Origin of the sequence: Vibrio sp. 10N.222.55.C7, assembly GCF_041473335.1 — a bacterium.
GTDB lineage: Bacteria > Pseudomonadota > Gammaproteobacteria > Enterobacterales > Vibrionaceae > Vibrio > Vibrio crassostreae_C.
On the sequence record NZ_JBFRSC010000045.1, the window covers coordinates 1 to 23850 of the forward strand.

At 45.7% G+C, this 23850-nt stretch carries 22 protein-coding genes; 6 read left to right on the forward strand and 16 right to left on the reverse strand.

Annotated elements, in window-relative coordinates; all coding sequences use genetic code 11:
• Positions 1–456 precede the first annotated feature (456 nt).
• The gene (locus tag AB4482_RS15990) at positions 457–981 is read left to right on the forward strand and encodes a hypothetical protein (RefSeq protein WP_102320850.1); all 525 of its coding nucleotides are present in this window, start codon (positions 457–459) and stop codon (positions 979–981) included.
• On the opposite strand, the gene AB4482_RS15995 is transcribed toward AB4482_RS15990, so the two are convergent.
• The 10 genes from AB4482_RS15995 to AB4482_RS16040 form a co-directional block, all read right to left on the reverse strand.
• A complete protein-coding gene (locus AB4482_RS15995; protein ID WP_004732869.1) occupies positions 978–1859 on the reverse strand; it encodes an AEC family transporter in 882 nt (293 codons plus the stop codon). The genes AB4482_RS15990 and AB4482_RS15995 overlap by 4 nt on opposite strands.
• A gap of 287 nt (positions 1860–2146) precedes the next feature.
• Positions 2147–3481, reverse strand: coding sequence for a guanine deaminase (guaD, locus tag AB4482_RS16000; protein ID WP_372181179.1), 1335 nt, complete (start codon positions 3479–3481; stop codon positions 2147–2149).
• Between the two features lie 59 nt (positions 3482–3540).
• On the reverse strand, positions 3541–4422 hold the full coding sequence (xdhC, locus tag AB4482_RS16005; RefSeq protein ID WP_372181181.1) for a xanthine dehydrogenase accessory protein XdhC: 882 nt from the start codon (positions 4420–4422) through the stop codon (positions 3541–3543).
• A 54-nt stretch (positions 4423–4476) separates the two neighbouring features.
• Positions 4477–6882, reverse strand: a complete 2406-nt coding sequence (gene xdhB, locus AB4482_RS16010; RefSeq protein WP_372181182.1) for a xanthine dehydrogenase molybdopterin binding subunit — start codon at positions 6880–6882, stop codon at positions 4477–4479.
• The gene (gene xdhA, locus AB4482_RS16015; RefSeq protein WP_372181183.1) at positions 6875–8320 is read right to left on the reverse strand and encodes a xanthine dehydrogenase small subunit; all 1446 of its coding nucleotides are present in this window, start codon (positions 8318–8320) and stop codon (positions 6875–6877) included. The genes xdhB and xdhA overlap by 8 nt, the downstream gene beginning before the upstream one ends.
• A 479-nt stretch (positions 8321–8799) precedes the next feature.
• Entirely contained in the window at positions 8800–9534 is a 735-nt protein-coding gene (locus tag AB4482_RS16020) for a GntR family transcriptional regulator (RefSeq protein ID WP_048669449.1), read from the reverse strand.
• Between the two features lie 193 nt (positions 9535–9727).
• Positions 9728–10414: a DNA-3-methyladenine glycosylase I gene (locus AB4482_RS16025; protein ID WP_017101307.1), complete on the reverse strand. Its 687-nt coding sequence runs from the start codon at positions 10412–10414 to the stop codon at positions 9728–9730.
• Between the two features lie 125 nt (positions 10415–10539).
• Complete coding sequence (locus AB4482_RS16030) at positions 10540–11055, reverse strand: GNAT family N-acetyltransferase (protein WP_372181184.1); 516 nt, start codon at positions 11053–11055, stop codon at positions 10540–10542.
• A gap of 42 nt (positions 11056–11097) precedes the next feature.
• On the reverse strand, positions 11098–11724 hold the full coding sequence (locus AB4482_RS16035; RefSeq protein ID WP_372181185.1) for an HD domain-containing protein: 627 nt from the start codon (positions 11722–11724) through the stop codon (positions 11098–11100).
• Between the two features lie 163 nt (positions 11725–11887).
• A complete protein-coding gene (locus AB4482_RS16040; protein ID WP_372181186.1) occupies positions 11888–12547 on the reverse strand; it encodes an HAD family hydrolase in 660 nt (219 codons plus the stop codon).
• Between the two features lie 411 nt (positions 12548–12958).
• Here AB4482_RS16040 and AB4482_RS16045 point away from each other — a divergent pair, with 411 nt between their 5' ends.
• The gene (locus tag AB4482_RS16045; protein ID WP_010432780.1) at positions 12959–14287 is read left to right on the forward strand and encodes an anaerobic C4-dicarboxylate transporter; all 1329 of its coding nucleotides are present in this window, start codon (positions 12959–12961) and stop codon (positions 14285–14287) included.
• 108 nt (positions 14288–14395) lie between these two features.
• On the opposite strand, the gene AB4482_RS16050 is transcribed toward AB4482_RS16045, so the two are convergent.
• The 5 genes from AB4482_RS16050 to AB4482_RS16070 all read right to left on the reverse strand — a co-directional run bounded on the left by AB4482_RS16050 (position 14396) and on the right by AB4482_RS16070 (position 17082).
• Positions 14396–14719 carry a DUF4144 domain-containing protein gene (locus AB4482_RS16050; protein WP_017071657.1) on the reverse strand — a complete coding sequence of 108 codons (324 nt, stop codon included), beginning with the start codon at positions 14717–14719 and terminating at the stop codon, positions 14396–14398.
• A gap of 31 nt (positions 14720–14750) precedes the next feature.
• Positions 14751–15017: a Txe/YoeB family addiction module toxin gene (locus tag AB4482_RS16055; protein ID WP_017061615.1), complete on the reverse strand. Its 267-nt coding sequence runs from the start codon at positions 15015–15017 to the stop codon at positions 14751–14753.
• Complete coding sequence (locus tag AB4482_RS16060; RefSeq protein WP_017061616.1) at positions 15007–15264, reverse strand: type II toxin-antitoxin system Phd/YefM family antitoxin; 258 nt, start codon at positions 15262–15264, stop codon at positions 15007–15009. The genes AB4482_RS16055 and AB4482_RS16060 overlap by 11 nt, the downstream gene beginning before the upstream one ends.
• Positions 15265–15450: 186 nt before the next feature.
• The gene (locus AB4482_RS16065; protein ID WP_372181188.1) at positions 15451–16272 is read right to left on the reverse strand and encodes an LPD1 domain-containing protein; all 822 of its coding nucleotides are present in this window, start codon (positions 16270–16272) and stop codon (positions 15451–15453) included.
• 120 nt (positions 16273–16392) lie between these two features.
• The gene (locus AB4482_RS16070; RefSeq protein WP_372181189.1) at positions 16393–17082 is read right to left on the reverse strand and encodes a flavin reductase family protein; all 690 of its coding nucleotides are present in this window, start codon (positions 17080–17082) and stop codon (positions 16393–16395) included.
• A gap of 233 nt (positions 17083–17315) precedes the next feature.
• Here AB4482_RS16070 and AB4482_RS16075 point away from each other — a divergent pair, with 233 nt between their 5' ends.
• The 3 genes from AB4482_RS16075 to AB4482_RS16085 all read left to right on the forward strand — a co-directional run bounded on the left by AB4482_RS16075 (position 17316) and on the right by AB4482_RS16085 (position 21038).
• Positions 17316–18647 (forward strand): ferric reductase-like transmembrane domain-containing protein, encoded by a 1332-nt coding sequence (locus AB4482_RS16075; RefSeq protein ID WP_372181191.1) that lies wholly within the window; start codon positions 17316–17318, stop codon positions 18645–18647.
• Between the two features lie 139 nt (positions 18648–18786).
• Positions 18787–19194, forward strand: a complete 408-nt coding sequence (locus AB4482_RS16080; protein WP_017054885.1) for a hypothetical protein — start codon at positions 18787–18789, stop codon at positions 19192–19194.
• A 470-nt stretch (positions 19195–19664) separates the two neighbouring features.
• Positions 19665–21038 carry a carbohydrate porin gene (locus AB4482_RS16085; RefSeq protein WP_102320859.1) on the forward strand — a complete coding sequence of 458 codons (1374 nt, stop codon included), beginning with the start codon at positions 19665–19667 and terminating at the stop codon, positions 21036–21038.
• A 134-nt stretch (positions 21039–21172) separates the two neighbouring features.
• Here the strand turns inward: AB4482_RS16085 and AB4482_RS16090 are convergent, their stop codons facing one another.
• Complete coding sequence (locus AB4482_RS16090) at positions 21173–22159, reverse strand: LacI family DNA-binding transcriptional regulator (RefSeq protein ID WP_017067468.1); 987 nt, start codon at positions 22157–22159, stop codon at positions 21173–21175.
• Positions 22160–22392: 233 nt separating this feature from the next.
• On the opposite strand from AB4482_RS16090, the gene AB4482_RS16095 reads away from it, so the two are divergent.
• Positions 22393–23832 (forward strand): sucrose-specific PTS transporter subunit IIBC, encoded by a 1440-nt coding sequence (locus AB4482_RS16095; protein WP_017064972.1) that lies wholly within the window; start codon positions 22393–22395, stop codon positions 23830–23832.
• Positions 23833–23850: the final 18 nt, after the last annotated feature.

A 23850-nucleotide genomic window follows, 5' to 3' on the forward strand; every position in this document is an offset into this window, starting at 1 on the left:
AGTTTTCCGGATTGGTATAACGATGCTTCCTTATGCATTTAGTTGTTATTTGTGCACTCTATCTTTATCTTATTTTTAGTCAAGGATTTAGTTAAATATTTGATTTGATTGATTGTTTTATGATCTGATATTTGTCGTATTAATGGGTTTGGTGGTTTTGTTGTGTTTGGCTTATGGTTTAATCTGAGAGGTGTAGGGAGGAATATCGCTCTATTGTTTATTACACTACTTTTTGGTCAGTTTTTACTTTCCTCTTACACTCTTTTCAAATATCGAATTTAGTATCAAATTTCTCTTTGTTATACAGGCAAGTCTCTCATTATGAAGAACTTCTTTGATAGCGAACTCATGCTCTCTAGCTCTTTGAATTTCGTTTTGCTATCGCTTGGGCTAACGCTCCTTTTTCATCTTCCGATTTGGTGTGGGTTCAACTTGAGCCGACGAAAATGGAAGCTCATGGATTATTTATGGCCGTTCTTGGCGGGTATCGGGATGCTGGGTGCGGTGTCTGAGATTCGTGCGAAAGTAGCGGGCGATTGGGTTGAAACCGAACAAACCAGAGCGGTGGCGATTTTAGAATCGGTTCAGCAGTTTTCTTTGGATAAGCTGCGAAGTGATACCTGCACAGGTCAACCATCTTTGGATAATCACGCTCAGCACCATGAAGCGTGTTTGTGGTATTTGAATACGGCGATCACGTTCAAAGACGTTGATTTCACCTTGTTACCCAACGCATCGGATTTTACAGTTCCTGCGCCTAGTGTATCGCTGGTGGAAAGTGATGCCGTGTGGGTGGATGGTATGCTGAGTCAGTATGAGATGCAGAAAAACCAATACATAAAAACCAGAGAAGCGCAGGTGAAGCAGCCATTAGAAAGCCTCTTCTGGTATGTGAGTCCTTACTTAGTCTGTTTCGCTATTGCTCTGCGCCTTACTAAAGTGACGGCAGAGCTTAAACTGGATAAGTGCGTAAACAATTAACTCGACATAGACAGCGCGAATGATAGCAAGATAGGCAAGGTGACCACGCTTAGGAAGTTGCCGAACAACACCATAGATGCGACTTTAGGCGGCTCGACATTGAACCGTTCAGCGAACAGGTAGTTCATCACGGCAGGTGGCAGCATGGTGAACAGCACCATCATTTGTAGGTGCAGCGTTGGCAGCGGGATAAAGAAGTAGATGATGGCGAAGGCGATGGCACCAGTAAACAGCGATTGAGCCGTACACAGCAAGCCAACTTTGAGTCCGCTTAGCTTCAAGTTCACCATTTGCGAACCCAACGACAACAGCATAATTGGGACAGCAGCTTGTCCAAGCAGTGAAGTGGCTTCGTAGATTGGATTCCATACTGCAATGCCAGACAGGTTGAGCGTCATCGCTAATGCTGCGGCTAAGAATATCGGCATCTTGAGGATCTGTTTGATCGGATTACCTTCGCTTAGTAGCGCTAAACCGACACTAATGTGCACGCATGCCGATACCACAAACAGCAATACCGCAGGGGCTAATGCACTCTCACCAAAGGTATAGGTGAACAGGGGAATGGCCAGGTTGCCACTGTTGCGGAACATATGTGGCGGCGCCCAAGCTTTGAAGTTGAGCTTAAAGATCTTACAGATTGGTATCATCAATAAAGCGGGCACCAACACCGCGACCAAAGAGGCGGTGATGAGTGGCAGTTGTTCGGTGTCGAGAGGCATGGTGGTCAGCGAGGCAAACACTAGCGCAGGAATACACACATCCATGTTGATGCGATTGATCGGTTTGAAATCGGGCTTGAGCCAACGACCCACCGCAAAGCCAGCACTGGCTAAAGCAAAAACGGGAAACAGAATGCTGACGACCTGTTCGAACATAGAATTCCTTTCTAGATTGAGTGCTTCCATTTAGCTGAGAAACGAATGTTTTAGAGAGACGCTAAAGTGAAGTATGAAGTCGATATGTATAAACATTAACCTATCAATATAATGACTTGGCGTCACCGAAGATCGTTGTTTGTGAACGGTTAATTTATATTTCTTTGAATGAAGCACAAAAAAGACCAGTGGCATCAGCAACTGGTCTTTCAAGGCTAGATAAATCTGGACGGATTTTTAATTAACGACGGCTGTCGCTGTCTAGCGATTGTTACTCGGTTTTCAGTCTAGCTAACGAGCTTTTGATAATCTTTGAAATTCACATCGTAGGCTTTCTCGCCGTAGATGTAAGTCTCGCTGACGGTTCTGTCGTCACCCAGGCTCATCAATACAAATAGCTTCTCTTCAAGCTTGGTCGCTTGTTCCATTCTAAAGCGCATCAATTGTGTGGCGTGTAAGTCCAACACCACGAAATCGGCTTCTTTTCCTACTTCCAAGTTGCCAATCTTGTCTTCTAAATGCAGTGAACGTGCACCACCTAATGTGGCTAAGAATAGCGACTTAGCTGGGTGCAATTTCTTATGTTGAAGCTGCATGATCTTATAGGCTTCACTCATGGTTTGTAGGATTGAGAAGCTAGTGCCTGCGCCGACATCAGTCCCCATACCAACACGAATGCCGTGCTCTTCCATTTCTGGTAATCGGAATAAACCTGAGCCTAAGAACAGGTTAGAGGTCGGGCAGAAAGCAATGGCAGATTCCGTGTCGGCTAGGCGCTTACATTCGCAATCAGACAAGTGAATGCCATGGGCGAAAACCGAACGTTTGTGCAGTAGGCCATAGTGGTCATACACATCCAAATAGCTGTCGCGCTCTGGGAACAGTTCTTTTACCCATTCAATCTCTTTCTCGTTTTCAGAAAGGTGGGTGTGCATGTATACGTCTGGATACTCTTCGAGTAATTTCCCAACCGTCGCCAACTGTTCTGGCGTACTGGTTGGTGCAAAACGTGGTGTTACTGCGTAGTGTAAGCGACCTCGGTTATGCCATTTCTCGATGAGTTCTTTTGAATCTTCATAGCCAGATTCTGGAGTGTCGGTGAGGTAATCGGGTGCATTGCGATCCATTAAAACCTTACCTGCGATCATACGTAGGTTACGTTTCTCAGCTTCTTCAAAGAACACGTTCACTGACTCTTTGTGTACCGTGCCGAATACAAGAGCTGTTGTGGTACCGTTGCTCGCCAGTTCGTCTAGAAATAGCTTTGCCACTTTGTGTGCGTAGACTGGGTTTTTGAAACGTTTTTCTTCTGGGAAGGTGTAGTTCTCTAACCAATCAAGAAGCTGCTCACCGTAAGACGCGATCATCCCCGTTTGAGGGTAGTGGATGTGCGTATCAATAAAACCAGAGGTGATCAGCTTGTCTTTGTATTCTTTTACTTCGAGTGTTTTAGGCTGACGCGCCAATACGTCATCGGCATGGCCTAAGTCGACGATGTGGCCATTCTCAACCACTAAAACACCGTCTTCAAAATAGTCGTAAGACTCATCGATACCGACGTCTTTTGGGTCGGCGACGCTGTGTAAAATGCTGGCGCGATAAGCTTTGCGTTGCGTTGTCATGTTTACTTCCTTTTAATGACTTCAGCGACGTTATGGCCACTGAAGCTTTGCGACTTTTATTAGGCGATCTTCTCTTCCAATGGTGGTTCGCTTACGTCGCTTGGTTGACTGTGTTGATCGGTCAAATCCTGATTTCGATATTGTTTGGTTGGGCGCTTTTGTTCAAGTGCTTGGCCTTGATAGTGTGCGATCAGTTCACCGGCAACCGATACTGCGATTTCCGCAGGATGTTTGCCATTCACCGCACTAATACCAATCGGGCAAAGCATGGTTTCAATTTGTTCTTGGCTATAGCCGCGTTGCTCTAAGCGGAAGTCGAACTTCTTGCGCTTAGTAAGCGAGCCAATCATGCCGAAGTAACGGCTGTCTTCACGGTCGATAATCGCTTTGGTTAAATCGAAATCGAGCTGGTGGTTGTGCGTCATCACTAGGTAGTAGCTGTTCGGTGGCATGTGTTTCACTTCACCGACTGGATCGTCTGAGACAAGCTTTTTCACACCCTGTGGTAGCGTTTCAGGGAACACTTCTTCACGTTCATCAATCCAGGTCACGCGGAAGGGCAGGGTTGCGACAATGTGCAGCAGCGCTTTGGCAACATGGCCTGCGCCGAACAGCACAAGATGGTTCTGCTGAGTGCCAATCGGCTCAAAGCTTAACGTTGCCATTCCGCCACAACACTGGCCTAAGCGAGCACCTAGGTTGAAGCGTTCTACTTTGAGTGATTTCTCGCTGGCAATCAGCATCTCACGCGCCATTTTAGTGGCCACATGTTCAAGGTGGCCACCACCAATCGTAGCGATGATTCGGTCACGAGTGATAAGCATTTTGGTGCCCGCATCGCGTGGAACGGAACCTCTGTCTTCGAGCACCGTCACCATCACACACGGTTCGTAGTTCTCTTCCAGTTTTGCCAGTTCGTGAATCCAATTATCCTTAAACATATGTCCTCCTAAATCCCTTTTTATGCTTCCCAAGCTAAACGAACGATATGAGTCCTAAGCCGTTTCTGATTGAGCATCGACCGAAGTCGGAGCCGTTTCAGTGACTTCCTGAATCGCCATCAGAATACGTTCTGGCGTTGCAGGTGTGTTGAGCTTAGGAATCGCGCCATCGACGGCGACATAGCTGATTGCGTCTTTCAGTGCGCTCCATACCGACATACCCAACATGAAAGGCGGTTCACCCACAGCTTTCGAGTTGAAGACGGTGTCTTCTGGGTTGTTACGGTTTTCTAAAAGATGCGTTCTAAAATCAATTGGCATATCAGCAATCGCCGGGATCTTGTAACTCGCAGGACCATTGGTCATCAAGCGGCCTTGCTGGTTCCAAACCAACTCTTCCGTCGTTAACCAACCGACACCTTGCACAAAGCCACCTTCGACTTGGCCGATATCAATTGCTGGGTTCAATGAAGCGCCCACGTCATGCAAAATATCGACACGTAGAATCTTGTTTTCACCGGTTAGGGTATCGACGATAACCTCTGAACAAGATGCTCCGTATGCGTAGTAGTAGAATGGACGACCACGCGCCTTCTCGTGATCGTAATAGATCTTCGGAGTGCGATAGAAGCCAGTGCTCGATAGCGAGATTTGGTTAAACCAAGCCAGTTCAACAAATGAGTTGAAGGTCATGATCTCGTCGCGAATCTGCACCATGCCGTTCTTAAACACCACCTCTTCAGGCCACACTTTGAAGTGCGAAGAAGCGAAGTCAATCAGGCGCTGCTTAATGGTCATTGCGGCGTTTTGCGCGGCCTTACCGTTGAGGTCGGTGCCCGATGAGGCTGCGGTTGGTGATGTGTTCGGAACTTTGTCTGTGTTTGTAGCGGTGATCTGGATACGTTCGACATCGACTTGGAACTCCTGTGCAACGATTTGTGCCACTTTGATGTTCAAGCCTTGCCCCATTTCCGTACCACCGTGATTCAAATGAATACTGCCATCGGTGTAGATATGGATGAGCGCACCTGCTTGGTTCAAGAAAGTCGCAGTAAACGAGATGCCGAATTTCACGGGTGTGATAGCAAGGCCTTTCTTCAAGATAGGGCTCTGCTTGTTGAACTCAGCGATTTCTTTACGACGTGCGTGATAGTCACTGCTGCGCTCAAGCTGTTCGGTTATCTCAGGTAAAAAGTTGTCTTCAACGGTTTGGTAGTAATGGGTTACGTTACGGCCTTCTTCGCCGTAGTAGTTCGCCTTACGTACTTCCAAAGGATCTTTTTTCAGGTAACGCGCAATCTCGTCCATGATGTGCTCGATGGTCATCATGCCTTGCGGGCCACCAAAGCCACGGTAAGCGGTATTCGATGCGGTGTTGGTTTTACATCGGTGACCGACCACAGTTGCATCGCCTAAGTAATAAGCGTTGTCTGAGTGGAACATCGCACGATCGACGATAGAACTTGATAAGTCTGGCGAGTAACCACAGTTACCTGCAACGGTAATGTCGGCACCTTGAATCACACCATTGTCGTCAAAACCGACCGTGTATTGATTGTAAAACGGGTGGCGTTTACCGGTTTGCTGCATGTCTTCGTTACGCAGCAGACGCATTTTGGTAGGTCGGCCTGTAAGGTGGGCTATAACCGCAGCCATACATGCTGGAGAGGCCGCTTGAGTCTCTTTACCACCGAAACCACCGCCCATACGACGCATATCAATCACGACTTTGTGCATCGGTACGCCAATCACTTCCGCAACCAGTTTTTGAACTTCGGTCGGGTTTTGTGTCGAGGTGTAAACGATCATGCCGCCGTCTTCGGTTGGCATCACGCTACTGATTTGAGTTTCTAGGTAGAAGTGTTCTTGTCCGCCGATCTCTAGGTCGCCAGAGATCACGTGTTTTGCTTTTGCCAGTGCAGCTTTAGAGTCGCCACGTTGTTGAGTGTGGCTTTCTGTGACGAAGTGCTCTTTGTCTAGCGCTTCTTTCACATCAAGAATCGCAGGTAGCTCTTCGTATTCAATAATGGCTGCATGTGCGGCTTTGCGTGCCGTTTCTAAATCGTTGGCTGCCACAGCAATCACGGGTTGGCCGTAGTATTCAACTTTGCCGTCTGCAAGCAGTGGGTCACCCGGAAGAATCGCACCGATATCCAGCTCACCCGGTACGTCTTTGGCTTGAATGGCAATTGCCACACCTTCGAATTCGTAACATGGTGACAGGTCTATTTTGGTGATGTTGGCGTGTGCTTGCGTGCTCAGGCGAGCGTAGACATGCAGTTGATTTGGGAACTCTAGGCGGTCATCAATGTATACCGCTTCGCCCGTGACTTGCTTGGCTGCACTGTCGTGTTTTACGCTTTTACCTACGCCAGTTTTTAGGTCTTGTTTTGCAATGGTAACCATCTCTTCGTGGGTCATCGCATTGCTCTTGTGAACAGAGGAATTTGATTTAGACATAAGACGTTACCCTTGTTTCGATTTGGTTGTTTTTGTTCTGTTGTTCAATGAAGTAGCGACGCAGCATGTTGGCCGCCGACAATGAACGGTATTCTTGGCTTGCACGGAAATCAGAGAGCGGCTCAAAGTCGTTATACAGTTCCTGCATCGCTAACTTAATATTAGCGTCTGTCCACGGTTTGCCTAATAACGTATTTTCACAACGCGCCGCGCGCTTAGGTGTTGCAGCCATACCGCCAAAGGCGATACGAGCGTAAGAAACCTTGCCGTCTTCGATTTGAATATCAAACGCACCACACACTGCAGAGATATCATCGTCTAAACGTTTAGACAGTTTGTAAGCTCGGAAGCTGTCGTTGGTTGGCTTAGGAATGATGATCTGTTCAATGAACTCACTCTCTTTTTGCGCTGTCACTTTGTAGCTGATGAAGTAATCTTCAATCGGCATGGTGCGTGACTCATCACCACAACGAAGTTTGATCTTCGCGTTCAGGGCAATCAGTAGAGGAGGGGTATCACCGATAGGTGAAGCGTTGGCAACATTGCCACCGATGGTGCCTTGGTTACGAACTTGAAGTGAAGCAAAGCGGTGCAATAGTTCCCCAAAATCTGGGTAGTGTTTTTTCAGTAGTGAGTAAGAATCGCTGATAGGTAGGTTGGCACCAATGATTAAATCGGTGTCGGTCTCTTCGCATACCTTCATGTCTTCAACAAGGTTTACGCTGATCAGTGTTTCAATCTCGCGATGGAATTGTGTCACTTCCAGTGCTAAATCCGTACCGCCAGCAACCAGCATAGCGTTCGGGTGGGCTTGAAAAAGCTTGGCCAGCTCATCAGTGCTTTTCGGGGAAAAAGCGGTGAGGTGACCAAGGCGTAAGTTGGCCTCGGTGTCTTGAATACTTTCTAGCTTCTTGATGGTGTTGCGTTCAAGCTCAGCGAACTGGTCGATCAAAGGTTGGTCTGTTGAAAGCGACATCGCAGCATCAACAATTGGTCGGTAGCCTGTACAACGACATAGGTTACCCGCCAGTGATTCCATTACGTCTTCTTTGCTCGCATCGGGTTTGTTTTTGCCTAGTGCAAACATCGACATGATGAAGCCCGGCGTGCAGTAACCACACTGTGAACCGTGAAAATCAACTACTGCCTTCTGGACTGGGTGCAATGACTTATCTCGGTTTTGCAGATCTTCTACCGTGATCAGTTGTTTGCCATGCAGCGCTGAAACGAACGTAAGGCAAGAGTTCACCGAGCGGTATTGCAGTTGTCCATCAACCACTTCACCCAGAACTACCGTACATGCACCACAGTCGCCCGACCCACAACCTTCTTTTGTACCCGTCTTATTTATCTTGGTACGAAGGTAGTTGAGCACTGTCATATTTGGCGACAGATTGTCTTCACGTCTTATTTCCTGATTGAGCAAAAAAGTAATCAAGAGACCTCCTTGTATATCGACATATTTCCATGTGTATTCTTTTTGACTTCTAGGTCAATAATTATCCATCCTGACCCTGTGGTCAACTATTTATTTACAAAAATGCAACAACATTGCACTTTGGTGAATTGTGTACAATTTAATTTTGGATGTAGTTGTTTGTTTTATTGGGATTTAAATTGGAAGTGTTGAGTTTTGTGGTGTGAATGAATTAATGGCTATGTATACAAAATAAAGACAATAATTTTGGCTTTAGGGAGTAAATGTTATAGAGGCTAAGAGCACTATTCTGCTCAGAAACGAGAGTGTTTTGAGGTGAAATGAGTCGATCTTCGCGTCTATCATTATGTGGAGGGTATAAAAAAGAGAAGTAATCGCAGAGGCTTACTTCTCTCCCGTCTTGTTAACAAAAAGTTGTTAACTGATAGTTGCCAACAAGAAACTATTAGCAGTTAGTCATTAATAGCTTATAGAAGCGATTATGACTTGTTCTTAAGCAGATCTGAGAACACAACATGCAGGTCGCTCGATGCGGTGCTGCTGTCTAGGTTTAGCTTAGAGCGAATGTGGCTTAAATGCTCTCGCATTAGGTCAACGGCTTGCTCTTCATCTCCAGACTCTATCGCATCAAGCAATCCTTCATGCTCATCTAGAGAGCAGTTTGAGTGGCTGCCGGTTTCGTACTGGGCAATAAGCAGAGAAGTTTGCGATACCAAGCTGCGTTGAAAAGCCAGCAGTGGCGCGTTCTCAGCCATTTCAGCCAGTTTGATGTGGAACTCACCAGACAAACGTAAGCCAGAACCATAGTCACCTTGGTCGAAGGCGCAGTTCTCTTTCGCGACCAGTTTTCTACACTCTTCGATTTGAGCTTTGGTCGCGTTTTTAACCGCTAGCTCTGTGATAGCAATTTCCATCACTTCGCGTGCTTTAAATATCTGTTTGGCTTCGTCTACTGTGGGTGCTGCAATCACGGCACCTCGGTTAGGACGGATCACCACAACTTGTTCTAAAGATAGGCGCAGCAAGGCACGACGAATAATAGTACGGCTAACACCAAAGATTTCTGCTAATGCTTCTTCGCTTAATTTGGTGGCTGGTGGCAGCCTTTGTTCTAGTATCGCATCGAAGATATGGCAGTAAACAACATCGTCTTGAGTCTGGCCTGTTACTTTCGTTTTTACACCTTTGGAGACAGAGTTTTTGAGAACTGTCATAGAGATAAGGACCCTTGTTTAGTCGAGTTGGCTTGGTCGAGAATAATTCATGAGTATTACTCTATATTGTATACATTTATCTATACAATGCCACTGGATGAAAGTGCGATGCACGCTTATTTGTTAATGACTTATAACATTTAGTTTGCAGGGAACTGTGTGCAATCTAAAGCTTTAAGCCATTCTTCTTGAACTAGACGCGGTTGTCGCCACAGCTGTATGCCACGATCTGGCTGATTTCGCTGAGGCTACGACCTGATTGCTGCTGCCATTCGTTGAAAGCCTTACTCGCCGCGACTTGTGCTCGCTTGGTGTTACGACCGCTATCCACCACATCGGTACTGCGCAAATGCGCTTCAACGTCCGATGACAAGATGAAGGTATCTTTGCCCATTTGGCGTAAGGTGTAAGCGCCAGTGTTACCGCCCAGTCGCTTGCCGTGTTTCTTCAGATAATCCCAAAGTTCGGTGATGCGTTCTGATGGCCAGTCGGCAACCATTTGCGAGAACGAATCGGCCTCACGCTTGGCGTTGTGAATCATGGTGGCATTGGCAGGGATGGTCATCACCTTAGTAAGGTGACGAATAATACGCGGGTCTTGTGCTTTCTGTTCCCACATCTCGTTCGGCAGCATCAGCATTTTTTCGATATTGAATTCAAAGAACACTTCTTCAAATTGCGGCCACTTCTTTCTCACCACATTCCATGAAATCCCACACTGGAATACTTTTTCGGTAAAGGCGGCTAGCCAACGATCGTCTGTGATTTGTGATAGCTCAGCTTGTGAAAGGGGCGCACGAACAATCTTTTCGAGCTCGGCCGCTCCGCCTTTACGGTGGGCTGCACGTTGATAAATAGTGTCGAATTTTTCTTGGGTCATTGAAGGTTCCAAATTACATCTGTGTAGCCAATGCTTAATGATATGGGGTCGAATCTGGCAATTAAAACGATTCTGTTAACTAAAGTAAGTCTGTTAATTAAAACGATCAAGCCGAGTAAAACACGCTAGCTGAGCTTTAATTCCATTTGATACAAGGGCCATATTTTACCATTGAACTCTTTCACGCTCGGCTCTTTGTCGACCACCTCAAAGCCCGCTTTGTCGTAGCAGCGTTTTGCGCCGTGGTTTTGCTTGAATACGGCTAAGGTGATGGTGGTGACATTCGGTATTTCTTTCGCAGCCTCTAAGGCCGTTTCAAGCATCGATTGTCCTAACCCTTTGCCTCGAAGGTTTGGGTGAATCGCAACTCGGCAGAAACGAAGTTCGTTGTCTGACATGCGTTGAAATTCCATAAAGCCAAGCAAGTCCCTGGCGTTTGAATCGGCGTTCGGTTCAGAGTATGACTTAGGTGCAGAAAAGGTATAGAGCTCGACATGTGGCTCTTGAGAGCGTTCGATGATGGAGGCGGCTTCTAACGGCCAACCAAAGGTTCGTCCGCCCCACAGTACATAGTCTTCGAGTGATGTGAACCAAGTGACGATCTCATTGGCATCGGAGGCTTTAAAGCGGTTTATTTCCATATCCTTGTCTCTTCCTTATCGCGTGTCTCTTTTTCTAAACCGCTAAACTTCCGTGCCCAACTGCTCAAGAAAGCCACGCATGTAATCGGTGCGCTTGTTGGCTTCTAACTTGGCTGATTCTGTATTCATGGTTTCTGCTAGCTTAAACAGCTTCACGTAGAAGTGGTCGACGCTGTAATGCTTGTCATCCAAGTCACGATGTTCAGCGAACGGGTCTTCGTGGTTATACAGCTCGGCGTTAAAGCTCTGACCCACATACAAACAGCGAGCGATACCAATTGCACCGAGAGAATCAAGGCGATCCGCATCTTGGACGATCTGAGCTTCTAAGGTTTCAGGTGTGATGTTGGCGCTGTAGCTGTGCGTGACAATGGCATGATGGATCTCATCAAGATAGGACGCGGGATAGTCGATAGATTTGAGGAAAGAGATCGCCTTATCTGCTGCCATTGTTGAGCTTTGGGCCCTGTCTGGGTGGTTCTTAGGAAAGGTGAAGCAATCATGAAGATAAGCAGCAGGTAATACGACTTCAAGCTTAGCTTGTTCTTGATCGCACAAAGCTTTTGCGGTTTTGACGACACGCTTAATATGGCTGATGTCGTGTGCTGCATCTTGTGTCATTTCTTGCTGTGCAAACTCAAGCAGTTGGTCTTCAAACTTTTCCTTCACGCGTCTCTGTCTCCGTTAATGATGTTGCTTATTATCTAGCATTTATTCACATCGACTGTAACAGTTTCAAGCGCGAGTTTTTATCTTTTATACAAAGTATATCAACAAAAAAACCGACTCTGTGAGTCGGCTTAATATTGGTCTTTATTTGTTGTATTGGCTTTTAAGCTGCGGCTTGTTGCAGCTGCGCCAATACATGATGCAGCGATGGGCTGATCGTGTGTCCAAGCGCTTTCACTTCGTCACATGGCTCTACTAAATCAGGGATCTGGAAGCTGATCATGTTGGCTGCCATAGAAGCGCGAATTCCGTTGTTCGAATCTTCGAACGCTAGGCAGGTTTCAGGCGCAACACCTAGGCGTTCAGCCGCCAGCAAGTAAATCTCTGGGTGAGGCTTGCCGTGAGTCACTTCGCAGCCTGTGCTTAATGAAGTGAAGTAAGAATCTAGGCCAGCCAGCTCAAGCTTCTTCTTCGCGATATCAAGCTGAGTGGAGGTCGCCACCGCGATTGGAATGTCATTCGATTTTAGCCATTCAAGCAGTTCAATCACGCCATCTTTTACTGGGATTGCTTGGTTTTTAACAATTGCACTGTAGCGGGTGCGCCATTCATTATTCAGCGCTGGGTAATCTAGCCCTTCACCGTAACCGTTTCGAAAAATCTGTTCGATGGTTTTTGCGTTACAGCCAATGATGCCTAGGTAAACATCCTGCAAAAACGGAACACCTTGCGCGTGACATGCTTCTTCAAATACCTGCATACAAAGTCGCTCGGTGTCGAGCAGCAGTCCATCCATATCAAAAATAGCAGCTTGAAAATTCATATACGTGGTTCTTTCTGTGTTGTCGTCGTGAGGGCGGGTATTTTGACATAGTGTCTAGTGATAGGCGAGTCAACGTTCAGTAAGAATATATCCAATCGGCTCGGCAATATGCTTCTGCATGACTTTAAATGTGATTGATTGTGGTTGAAATAATATCGTTCAGTTATGAGCCTTGTGTTTTATAGGCCATCCAGATCTAATAGAAACAATTGTGATTATCCCACATAACAAATCTAGGTCTTGTGCCTGGCTTCTTATTACATTTCATAAACTTACAGGCGTGTTAGCGTGACCATAATCTTATAAAAAACAATTAACGGGAGCCTGCAATCATAGTGTGACCAAGCAATAAGTAAATGGCTGAGCTTAGGGAGAAAATAACATTAGTCCACATTTTTAGCAGGGTTGCTTATGTTGTATTTTGAGTTTCTATTTTTATTAGTCGTCCTTTATATCGGGTCTCGGTATGGCGGTATTGGCTTAGGTGTTGTTTCTGGTATTGGTTTGGTAATCGAGGTGTTTGTCTTCAAGATGCCACCAACGTCTCCACCTGTCACCGTAATGTTGATCATCCTCGCCGTTGTTACTTGTGCTTCGATACTCGAAGCGGCTGGTGGCTTAAAATACATGCTGCAAGTGGCGGAAAGGGTGCTGAGAAAGAACCCGAAACGCGTCACCTTGATAGCCCCGTTTGTGACTTATTCGATGACTTTCCTATTGGGTACTGGCCACGCGGTGTATTCCATCATGCCTATCATCGGTGATGTGGCATTGAAAAACGGGATTCGTCCTGAGCGCCCAATGGCGGCGGCGTCTGTAGCGTCTCAACTGGCTATTACTGCCTCGCCAATTTCAGCTGCTGTGGTGTATTACCTCGCGCAGCTTTCTGATATTCAACATTCTATTACTCTGCTTTCTATTTTGATGGTGACGGTGCCTGCAACGTTGTTTGGTACGTTCTTACTTTCTTTGTATAGCTTGAAACGCGGTAAAGAGCTGAACGATGATCCTGAATACCAAGCGCGTCTAAAAGATCCTGAGTGGAAAAAGCGTATCGAAAGCACCACAGCAACGTCTTTGGATGAAGTACTGCCTACTTCGGCTCGCAATGCGGTATTGATTTTCCTATTGTCGATTGTCGTGATTGTTATCGTGGCGATGGTGCCTGAGATCAGAACTATCGTAGACGGCGACAAGCCAATCAAGATGTCGGTGATCATCCAAATGATGATGCTCTGCTTCGGCGGTATCATTTTGCTGGCGACTAAAACTGACCCGCGAGATGTGCCAAACGGTGTGGTATTCAAATCGGGAATGGTGGCGGCGATTGCGATCTTCGGTATCGCTTGGATGTCGGATACCTACTTCCAATACGCAATGCCTCAGTTCAAGTCTGGCATCGTGGAAATGGTGACTAACTACCCATGGACGTTCGCACTAGCGCTATTCATCGTATCGGTTGTGGTGAACTCTCAAGCAGCAACTGCACGTATGATGCTACCGGTTGGCCTTGGCTTAGGATTAGATCCAGCACTGCTTATCGGCTTGATGCCAGCGGTTTACGGCTACTTCTTCATCCCGAACTACCCATCAGACATCGCAACAGTTAACTTCGATGTGTCTGGCACTACCAAGATTGGTAAGTGGTACTTCAACCACTCATTCATGTCGGTTGGTTTAATTGGTGTGGTCGGCGCATGTTGCTTAGGTTATGCACTGGCTCAGATTTTTATCGCTTAATGTATTAACTCTTTTTTTGAAATAGCCAAGACAACAACGAAAAACAGCGCCTAAATTGGCGCTGTTTTTGTTTTAACAGGTTTCGTTTATTAGCTTTTAAATGAACTATTAACGTGGCTCAAAAGCCAAAGACTGAATCGCTTCTTCAATCGTCAGGAAGTGGATCTTCATCAGGCACACTTCGGCTTTCTGGAACTCATGATTTCGTATCAGCTTAGTCACGCTTTCTACTGAATACTGCTCAGTTCGTTTCGCTAGCGACAGTTGATTTGAGTTCGATTGAAGTGCGTAACTGTCACCTTCAGAATCGATGAGGTAATCATCTTCACCCAAGATCATGTCTGAGCATTCTGCCTGAAAATCTTGTTCTGACGCGACGTAAATAAGCTCATCGTCACCGTCGAGTTTTACCAAAGATGGCCAACTGATCATTACTGCTCTTTCTATGTGCTGCTTACTGCTTTTAATAGTGGTGACGACAAGCAATTATGTAAAAGTTATCGTCATCTGCTTTATACACTAATCGATTCTTGTCATCGATTCGTCTTGACCAAAAGCTAGACAGGTTGCCGACTAGTGGCTCCGGCTTTCCAATCCCTTCAAAGGGCGTTCTTTTGGCGGCTTCAATCAACTTATTTAGTTTCTTGAGCGTTTTCTTGTCTTGGGTTTGCCAGTATAGGTAATCTTCCCAAGCATTATCTGTAAATACAATCTTTCGATCATTCGTCATTATTCAATTCTCGAACGGTTGTATTTCCGGCTTCGAGTTGAGCAATAGATTCAGCCAATCTTTCAGCGTTTTTAGGCGAGCTCATTAGGTACAAGGTTTCTTGCATTGAATTAAAATGATCAAGAGACATGACCACTGCATCTTCTGAATCTCGTCTGGTTATTACCGTAACATCAGAATCGTCTACCACTCTATCGAGCACAGACTTAAGGCTATTTCTGGCCTCAGTAAAAGAAACAATATTCATCACTTATTTACCCTGTTGTTTTTGGATATGTTTAATCTTTCTATATACACAGAATAGTTAATCATTCATGAATTAACTATTCTACATGTTCCGCTTGTTGTACATGTTATATCAGAGCTTACACATGATCAACTTATGGTACATGTCATTCATTGTAAATATGCAGAGAGTTACTGACTCAAAATGCTATTTACTCAAAGATCGGCCTAATGGTGCGAAGTAACCTTGCAGGGCTTGGTATATCTGTTCTCGGTGCGCCATATCAGGATACACGGGGTACATATCAGGCTTGGTTGTGCCATCCACTAGATAAGCGTTCTTGATATCGGAACACGATTCAATCACGGATTCAAAAGCGCGCGCCATCATCTCTGTGGGTAGTGAGAAGTAACGGGCAGACATCGCTTTGTCGGCAATCACACTGCGAGCCACATAATCGTGTTTGTCCAAGTTATTGTCGCTAAGCAGTGTGGCATCAAACAGAGACATCAAACTTTCGTTTAATGGATGAGGTCGCACCGTTCTATCGTGCAACCAACAGTCGCTGGCGAACAGGATCTGCTTGCGAGGGCCAGAGGTATCGCCGATTTCAAACGCTTTCTCAGCGATATAGTGGTCAAATGCATGCCAAAACTCGTGAGCGAGCGCGCCAGCTCCGGCATTCTTCGCGAGGGCTAATTCTCGTTGGTTCGGGGCATAGTGTGCTTGTACGCCTTTTCTGCCGCCACTGCCGAACGCTAAGCCTTTTCTGCCGCCACTGCCGAACGCTAAGCCTAATGTGCCGCGAAGGCCAATCGCTTCTGGTGGCAAAGCCAAGATGTAAGCCAAGTCGGCTAGCGAATCGAATATCAGATTTGCGGCCAACTCTTTTTCTTCTTTCGTCACCCAAGCACCCACACGAATGCTGCCCGTACCGAAGGTTTGTTTGATGTCCATGAATGACACCTGATCGCCATGTCGGTAGTCTGGGCCTTCGCGCGTTTTGTATTTAAAGTGAGTTAACTTCAAAAGGGTCCTTGGAAACAGACGTAAGAATCAATAGTGTGCTCAGTGAGATGCGCCTGTGTGAGATGCATCTCTTGGAATTAAAGGACGTTAGCACTTTTGATAGCAAATTGCCGAACAAAATTAGTTTAGATTGAGTTCGAAAGCTTCCCATGAAGTTGGGTTACCTTCACGAGTGAGTGGAAAGAGTGGCTGTTGTGGTTTTGCATAGCTTAATCGGTGCAGTCTTTGAGTTACGTGGTAGCTATCAAGCCCTGATACCGTGACCAAATCCAACGCTTCTAAATCAAGGTAGCCATCCGGCATCACGGCGCGTTTGGGTGCGTGAATCGTTATAACTTCACCGATCAACATTTGCGTTTGATTGCTTTCGATTGTTATCTGTTCTTTGAACGCTAACTCTATCTTTAAACTGCTCTCCAAGACGAAGGGAGCGGGGAATGTGTCGTCATAATAGGCCGTTAAGCCGACCGCGTTGAATTCTGAGACTGGTTTAGGGTAGCGAGCCGAGGTTTGATGGGCCTTTTTAACAAAGTCAGCACCAATGCTGTTAACGGTGAAGTACTTAGTTTCTAGGATGTTTTCTAGCGTATGACGTCGGCTTTTATCTGGGCGAACAATAAAACCAAGCAGCGCGGGATCAGACCCTAGGTGAATGACAGAGCTCACTATCGCAAGGTTTTCAAGCCCCTGTTTATCACAAGTACCAATTAGGTTGGCGCTTTTAAATCCAGATAGGGAGTTAACCAAACGAATGCGGTGGCGCGGGTCCATTGTTTGGATATCTTGTTTAGAAAGGGTCATGTCCTTCATATCTTCTCTTCTTCTCATTTATTGTTATCTTCGAGCATGCTCACTAACGGACTTATATGTACGAAGAATCCGCTTTTATCGATCAAAGAGCGCTTATTGGCCGTGGGCAGTTTGTCTCTTTTATCTCTGTTACAGCACAATGAACGAGATCCTTTGCATAGATTTACGTACGTTGACGTCCCTTTACATCACAGGAGCTAAAGTAATGATGTCGTCTTTATGAGTGTTAACAAATGAAAACAGTCCGCAATATCATTTGGGCAATGATTGCCACAATGTCAGCCTTTTGGTTTGCGATGGAACCGCAATTATTCGCTTCAAGCGATGTCTTTGAATGGCGCTCAGCCATGATTCAGTACTCAGGTATTTTGTCTCTGGTGTTAATGTCCATCACAATGATCTTGGCGATGCGTTTGCCTATGGTTGAGAATTGGCTGAAAGGTATGGATAAAGCATATCGAGTCCATAAATGGCTCGGTATCGGTGGTGTTGCACTGGGTGTGACACACTGGTTGTGGTACCAAATACCTAAGTCATTGGTGGTGTCTGGTGTGTTAGATAAGCCTGTTCGACACGATGGTTCAGGGCCGCAAGCTGTTTTGACTGGATGGGAGTTATGGGTCAATGAATTACGCGGTATTGCTCAGAGTATTGGCGAGTGGGGCTTCTACTTGTTGCTCATTTTACTGGTGGCGTCACTATGGGCGGCAGTGAAGTACAAACCGTTTAAATTGTCGCACCGTCTGATGTCGGTTGCGTACCTGTTTATCGCTTTCCACTCAGTAATCCTGCTTAAACGAGCGTATTGGGGAGAACCTATTTATTATCTAACTGTGGCATTTGCTTTGGCTGGGTCTATCGCAGCGATTTACAGTTTGTTGGGCTTGGTTGGGCGTCGTAATCGTCACTCAGCGACGATTATCTCGACTCGCTATTTTCCACAAGCTGAAGTGATGGAGCTGGTGTTAAAACCGGAGGCATCTTGGCAAGGTCACAAAGCTGGGCAGTTTGCGTACTTGCGTTTCGGTAATGAAGACCCGCATCCGTTTACCATTGTTTCTGGCAGTGATGATCCAGAGCTGCGCTTTTTGATCAAAGAGCTGGGTGATTTTACTAATGGCCTATATGAACGAGTGAAAGCGGGCGATGCGGTTACGGTTGAAGGACCCTATGGTCGACTTTATTTTGACCTAAGCAAGCCACAAATTTGGGTTGCTGGTGGTGTCGGGATAGCGTCGTTTTTTGCAACACTTGAAGCGCTCAAAACAGAACGAGATCATCCTCGTATTCAACTGTTTTATTGTACTCGCGGTGTTGATAAGCAATTAATCGATGAGTTGTGGCACCTAGCACACGCGGTTGGTGTGAAGTTGACCGTGATAGATACCTTGCACTCACCGCGGCTAAACGCCGGAAGAATTGTCAATCAATGTGGCGACCTCAACGAGTACGAGATGTATTTCTGCGGGCCGGAGTTGTTCTCTACATCACTGAAAAAAGAATTAGACACCTATCAATTTGATATTGAAAAGCACTACCACGAAGAGCTGTTTGTGATGCGTTAAAGCCAACTATTGGAGCTGTGATTGTTAAATTAGTCAATCGGCACAGTGTAAAAAGGCGTAAAGTCACTCAATTTGTTATTGCAGCGGTTTGCTATTGAGCGATACCATATAGGGCTGTTTCTTTGGTAAAGATGTAATTATGTCAGATGAAAAACTCGCACTCGAATGGATGCGCCAACAAGCTCATAAAGTTGACCCATACGTTATCGATCCATCGTTTGATGAATGCGTTGAGTTGCTTGATCCTGCCTTCAAGAAAGGCAAGAGTGTTGCTCAACTCAAGTATCTGTTATCAGAAGCAGATCGCCGAGCGGGCGCGGCAGAACGTAAGCATGCGGCTTTAAAATACGCCAAAGAGAAAAGCCCAAATGCTGGTCAAATCTTGCGACTGCAAAGCAAGCTTCAACAAGTTCAGTTGGCTCTCAAGCTTGCCACTGGCGATAACAATATGACCATATCTCAGTTCTGTGCGGAGTACGATGTCTCTAAGCGTGACGGCAATACGGCATGGAATGAAAAGTTGGTGGAGCAGGGTAAGAGAAAGTAGTCTTTTAAACGCTTTATTCTTCTATAAACTGTCACGTTAGTTAATGTCATACACTTTTCAAAAAACGACCTATTGTTATCAATGAACGCCTTTCTAAAGCCTGAAAAATCGCTTCTCAGGCTTTAATTTTTATAGCCAACCTGTTGCATTTTCTAGCGCCTTTCCTAATTCTCGTACTGGATTTTCTCTCTATTTTTCTGAGATATCTAATGTGCGCGATACACTATTTTTCGCCCATTAATCAATTTCACTTGTGACAAAGTTATCAGAATTATGCATTTTCGGTAACGTTCCCTAAATTATCGATCTATCATCCACTCAGATACAAAAGTGAAGTAATCAACACGACTGATTTCTATTTCTTCTTCGATATAGAGCTTATACATCAAAAGTATAAGCCGAAATGTGCTTACGAATTGTTTTGGGAACGTTTGCAAATAATCCAAAACAATTAACGTGAGAACATCAGAATGAAACGACACATTTTAGCGGTTGCTGTAACAATGGGGCTAATGACTACATCGGTATTAGCAAGTGAAGACGTTGCAGCATTAGAGCAACGTATTAATGAATTAGAACAAAGGGTTGCACAAACAGAGCAGGTCTCTACCGAGGCCAATGAAAAGGCTTCTTCGTTTGAGTTTCACGGCTATGCTCGCTCTGGGTTATTGATCAACGACGACCTAAACGGCGCGACAGGTACTGGTCCTTACATGACAGCGGCGGGTGCCATTGGAGCTCCAATTGGACGTCTTGGTGTTGAAGATGATCATTACGTTGAAGCGAACTTGATTCATAAGCGATTTGCAGACGATGGCTCTAGTGCTTTGTTTCGCATCATGTTGGCCGACAGTACTGAGACAAATAACGAGTGGACTGCCAGCGAAAGCCAGTTGAATGTGCGACAAGTGTATTCAGAACTGAACCGTCTGAGCATGTTCTCTGAATCTGAAGCGTTTTCTGAAGCAACGTTTTGGGCGGGTAAACGATTCGATCGCGACAACTTTGATATTCACTTTTTCGATTCGGATATTGTCTTCTTATCAGGTACTGGTGCGGGCGTTTATGACGTTCAGATGAGCGACAACTGGAAAGCGAATTTCTCTATTTATGGCCGAGATTTTGGTGAGATTGATAGCTCGTCAACAGATGTAGAAAACTACATTGCAACCATGAATAACCGTATTGGCCAATGGCAAGTGATGTTGAGCGGTATGACCTCAGCAGACAACGATAGCCGCCTAAATGGCGCAGCTGAAAGCGGTGTACACGCAATGTTTGCGTACCATGGAGACAACTTCTTTGGTCTGAGCGAAGGCTTCTCTAAAACGGGTATGTTAGTGGGTAGTGGCCTAGGTGCAGAGCTAAAAGGCATCGGTTCAAATGGTGATCTACTGGATGACGCGAAAGCCGTTCGCCTGTTTAGCTACGGTGTCACTCGCATTGGCGACAACTGGCGCTTAGCACCTGCATTAATGGCAGAGCATAGCCAAGACCGTTTGAAGAAGAATGACGAGTTCACATGGGCTTCTTTAAACGTTCGATTAGCTCAAGAGTTCACAGAGAACTTTGAGATGGTTTACGAAGGTTCATTGCAATACATGGATTTAGACAACTCGACAGAGCAAGCGAGCGGCGGTTTCTACAAAGCGACAGTTGCACCAACACTCAAGCTTTCAACTAGCACTGGTTTCTTTGACCGACCAGAACTGCGTTTCGCTGTGAGCTATGTGGATTGGAGTGAAGACCTAAATGGTTACTCGATCAGCACTGAAGCAGATGCTGCAACGATGGGAGAGGGCGGCGAGGTTCTGTTTGCACTGCAGATGGAAACTTGGTTCTAATTGCTTGATATATCGTTTAGATAGAGAGTGTTACTCATGATGTGATAGTCGCATCACCAAATGCCAACCTTATCGTTTCAACTCGAAGGTTGGCATTTTTTATCTTGGGATAACCTGATCTCTGAAATAAATCGCTAGCAAGACTCTCGGTCAATAGTGGTGAAGGTCAACACCATCTTGCTCATTTCAAAGCCTTTTTTCTCAATACGGTCGAGTAGCAGCTTGGCTCCATTTTCTCCCGCTTTATCAAACGCATAGTTAAACGTAGACAGCGTTGGTGTGCATACTGAAGCAAGTTCATCATCACCCACGCCGAGTACCAAGACATCCTTTCCTGGAACGAGGCCCGCTTCTTGAATTGCTCTGATCGCACCGATTGCGATACGGTCAGTGGCGCAGAATAGGCCGTCGAGCTTGGTGTGCTCCTTGAGATACTGCTTCGCCAGTTGGTAACCTGATTCTATGGTGAAGTCGCCACGGGCGTGAAATTGCAGTGTGAGGTCGTTAAATTGAAGCGATTGAGCGAAGCCTTCCGATCTCATCTTATCAACCGCAATATCATCACCTTGCACACCGATGAATCCCATATGCTTACAAGCTTTCGCTATGAGGCGATTACCCGCTTCAAACCCTACGCGAGTGTCGTCGTGCACAATGCTTGGGATGTTAAACATTGACCCGTCTTGACCAACCAATACCACGGGTACGGCAGAGCTTTGAATCGCTTTGACTAATTGGTTGTCGAGGTGGGTCGCGTACAGGATGATTCCTTCAACACGCTTCTGATTAAATATCTGAATATATTCAAGTTCTTTATGGTGTGTTTGGTGTGTGCTCGCTAATAATACATGCTTGCCCGCTTGCTCTAATACGGCGGTTAAACCATCGACACCCTGAGAGGTGGCATGGGAAGAAACCCTAGGAACAATCACGCCAACCAGGTTGGTTTTTTGGGACTTTAAGTCTTTAGCGACTTGGTTTGGGAGATAGCCACACTCTTCAACCGCTTTACGCACCTTCACCTTGGTCGCGTCTTTTACGCCATACTCATCATTGATTACTCTTGAAACCGTCGACTTGGAAACTCCAGCGAGACGAGCGACATCATGAAGACTAGCCATTATTCATTATCCAATTGTAATTTTAGTTTTGGGATTGTTTGCAAACAGAGCATCAAATTTACCTGTTATTAGGGGATTTTAACCCTGTCTTCTTATCCTAGGGAGATAATTTGAAGATCATTCTCACACTATTGAGCAGTTATCTTTGATCATTTGTTATTTCTAGGCAAAATTTGTTTTGCAAACGTTCCCGAAAATTCAAAAGCTCAAATGATAATCCAATGGGGTATGTAATGAATTATCCAAAAATAGCAAAAGAGCTGCTTTCTCTATTAGGTGGTAAAAGTAATATCACCGCACTCGCACACTGCGCGACTCGTCTGCGTCTTGCGGTTGCAGACCAAGATAAAATTGATGAACAGGCGATTGATAACCTAGAAGGGGTTAAGGGCCAGTTTAAAGTGGCAGGTCAATATCAGATCATCTTTGGCTCAGGCATCGTAAACCAAGTTTATGCTGAGTTGGCTAAGCTGACTGAAATGACGGAAATGTCGACCAACGATGTGGCGTCTGCAGGTGCTGACAACCAAAATATCCTGCAACGCGCGGTGAAAGGCCTGTCTGATATTTTTGTACCAATCATTCCGGCGATTGTTGCTGGTGGTTTGTTGATGGGTATCTACAACCTATTGACGGCTCAAGGCTTATTCATTGATGGCAAATCTTTAATCGACGCTAATCCGGGTTTGACCGACTTAGCAAACATGATCAATACATTTGCTAATGCTCCTTTTGTGTACTTACCTATTTTATTAGCATTTTCAGCGAGTAAGAAGTTTGGTGGTAACCCATACCTTGGCGCGGCTTTAGGTATGTTGATGGTTCACCCAGACTTGCTTAACGGCTGGGGCTTCGGTGGCGCATCAGTGTCGGGCAGCATTCCGGTTTGGAACATTTTAGGTTTCGAAATCGAGAAAGTAGGCTATCAAGGTTCAGTACTACCCGTTCTTGTTTCTGCGTTTATTCTAGCGAAAGTTGAGCTTGGGCTGCGTAAAGTTATTCCTTCGGTTCTGGATAACTTGCTAACGCCGCTATTGGCGATTTTCATAACTGGTTTGTTAACATTCACGATTGTTGGTCCATTTACTCGTGATATCGGCTTCCTGCTTGGTGACGGCCTAAATTGGTTATACAACAGTGCTGGCTTCATTGGCGGTGCGGTGTTTGGTTTGATTTATGCGCCGTTTGTTATCACTGGTATGCACCATAGCTTTATTGCTATTGAAACTCAGCTGCTTGCGGATATCGCAACGACTGGCGGTACGTTCATCTTCCCTATCGCGGCGATGTCTAACGTGTCACAAGGTGCAGCGGCACTGGCGGTTGGTTTCATGAGTAAAGATAAGAAAATGAAAGGTATCGCGATTCCTTCTGGTGTGACTGGCTTGCTTGGTATTACTGAACCTGCAATGTTCGGTGTGAACTTGAAGCTTCGCTATCCATTCATTGCTGCGGTTTGTGCCGCTGCGATTTCAAGCGCGTTTATCACGATGTTCAATGTGAAAGCACAAGCACTGGGTGCGGCGGGTATTCCTGGCATCATCTCAATATCACCAGAAAAGATTGGCTACTACGTGGTAGGTATGATTATCGCGTTCGTGACTGCCTTTGCTCTGACCGTTGTTTTAGGTCTGCGCGAGCGCAGCAAGCAAAACATTAAAGCAACAGCTTAACGTTTCTCCCTAGAAGTG

Bases quoted from the DNA above. Each gene is read 5' to 3' on its own strand.
- AB4482_RS15990 (WP_102320850.1), top strand. From the start codon at position 457: ATGGATTATTTATGGCCGTTCTTGGCGGGTATCGGGATGCTGGGTGCG.
- AB4482_RS15995 (WP_004732869.1), bottom strand. From the start codon at position 1,859: ATGTTCGAACAGGTCGTCAGCATTCTGTTTCCCGTTTTTGCTTTAGCC.
- guaD (WP_372181179.1), bottom strand. From the start codon at position 3,481: ATGACAACGCAACGCAAAGCTTATCGCGCCAGCATTTTACACAGCGTC.
- xdhC (WP_372181181.1), bottom strand. From the start codon at position 4,422: ATGTTTAAGGATAATTGGATTCACGAACTGGCAAAACTGGAAGAGAAC.
- xdhB (WP_372181182.1), bottom strand. From the start codon at position 6,882: ATGTCTAAATCAAATTCCTCTGTTCACAAGAGCAATGCGATGACCCAC.
- AB4482_RS16020 (WP_048669449.1), bottom strand. From the start codon at position 9,534: ATGACAGTTCTCAAAAACTCTGTCTCCAAAGGTGTAAAAACGAAAGTA.
- AB4482_RS16025 (WP_017101307.1), bottom strand. From the start codon at position 10,414: ATGACCCAAGAAAAATTCGACACTATTTATCAACGTGCAGCCCACCGT.
- AB4482_RS16030 (WP_372181184.1), bottom strand. From the start codon at position 11,055: ATGGAAATAAACCGCTTTAAAGCCTCCGATGCCAATGAGATCGTCACT.
- AB4482_RS16040 (WP_372181186.1), bottom strand. From the start codon at position 12,547: ATGAATTTTCAAGCTGCTATTTTTGATATGGATGGACTGCTGCTCGAC.
- AB4482_RS16045 (WP_010432780.1), top strand. From the start codon at position 12,959: ATGTTGTATTTTGAGTTTCTATTTTTATTAGTCGTCCTTTATATCGGG.
- AB4482_RS16050 (WP_017071657.1), bottom strand. From the start codon at position 14,719: ATGATCAGTTGGCCATCTTTGGTAAAACTCGACGGTGACGATGAGCTT.
- AB4482_RS16055 (WP_017061615.1), bottom strand. From the start codon at position 15,017: ATGACGAATGATCGAAAGATTGTATTTACAGATAATGCTTGGGAAGAT.
- AB4482_RS16060 (WP_017061616.1), bottom strand. From the start codon at position 15,264: ATGAATATTGTTTCTTTTACTGAGGCCAGAAATAGCCTTAAGTCTGTG.
- AB4482_RS16070 (WP_372181189.1), bottom strand. From the start codon at position 17,082: ATGAAGGACATGACCCTTTCTAAACAAGATATCCAAACAATGGACCCG.
- AB4482_RS16075 (WP_372181191.1), top strand. From the start codon at position 17,316: ATGAAAACAGTCCGCAATATCATTTGGGCAATGATTGCCACAATGTCA.
- AB4482_RS16080 (WP_017054885.1), top strand. From the start codon at position 18,787: ATGTCAGATGAAAAACTCGCACTCGAATGGATGCGCCAACAAGCTCAT.
- AB4482_RS16085 (WP_102320859.1), top strand. From the start codon at position 19,665: ATGAAACGACACATTTTAGCGGTTGCTGTAACAATGGGGCTAATGACT.
- AB4482_RS16090 (WP_017067468.1), bottom strand. From the start codon at position 22,159: ATGGCTAGTCTTCATGATGTCGCTCGTCTCGCTGGAGTTTCCAAGTCG.
- AB4482_RS16095 (WP_017064972.1), top strand. From the start codon at position 22,393: ATGAATTATCCAAAAATAGCAAAAGAGCTGCTTTCTCTATTAGGTGGT.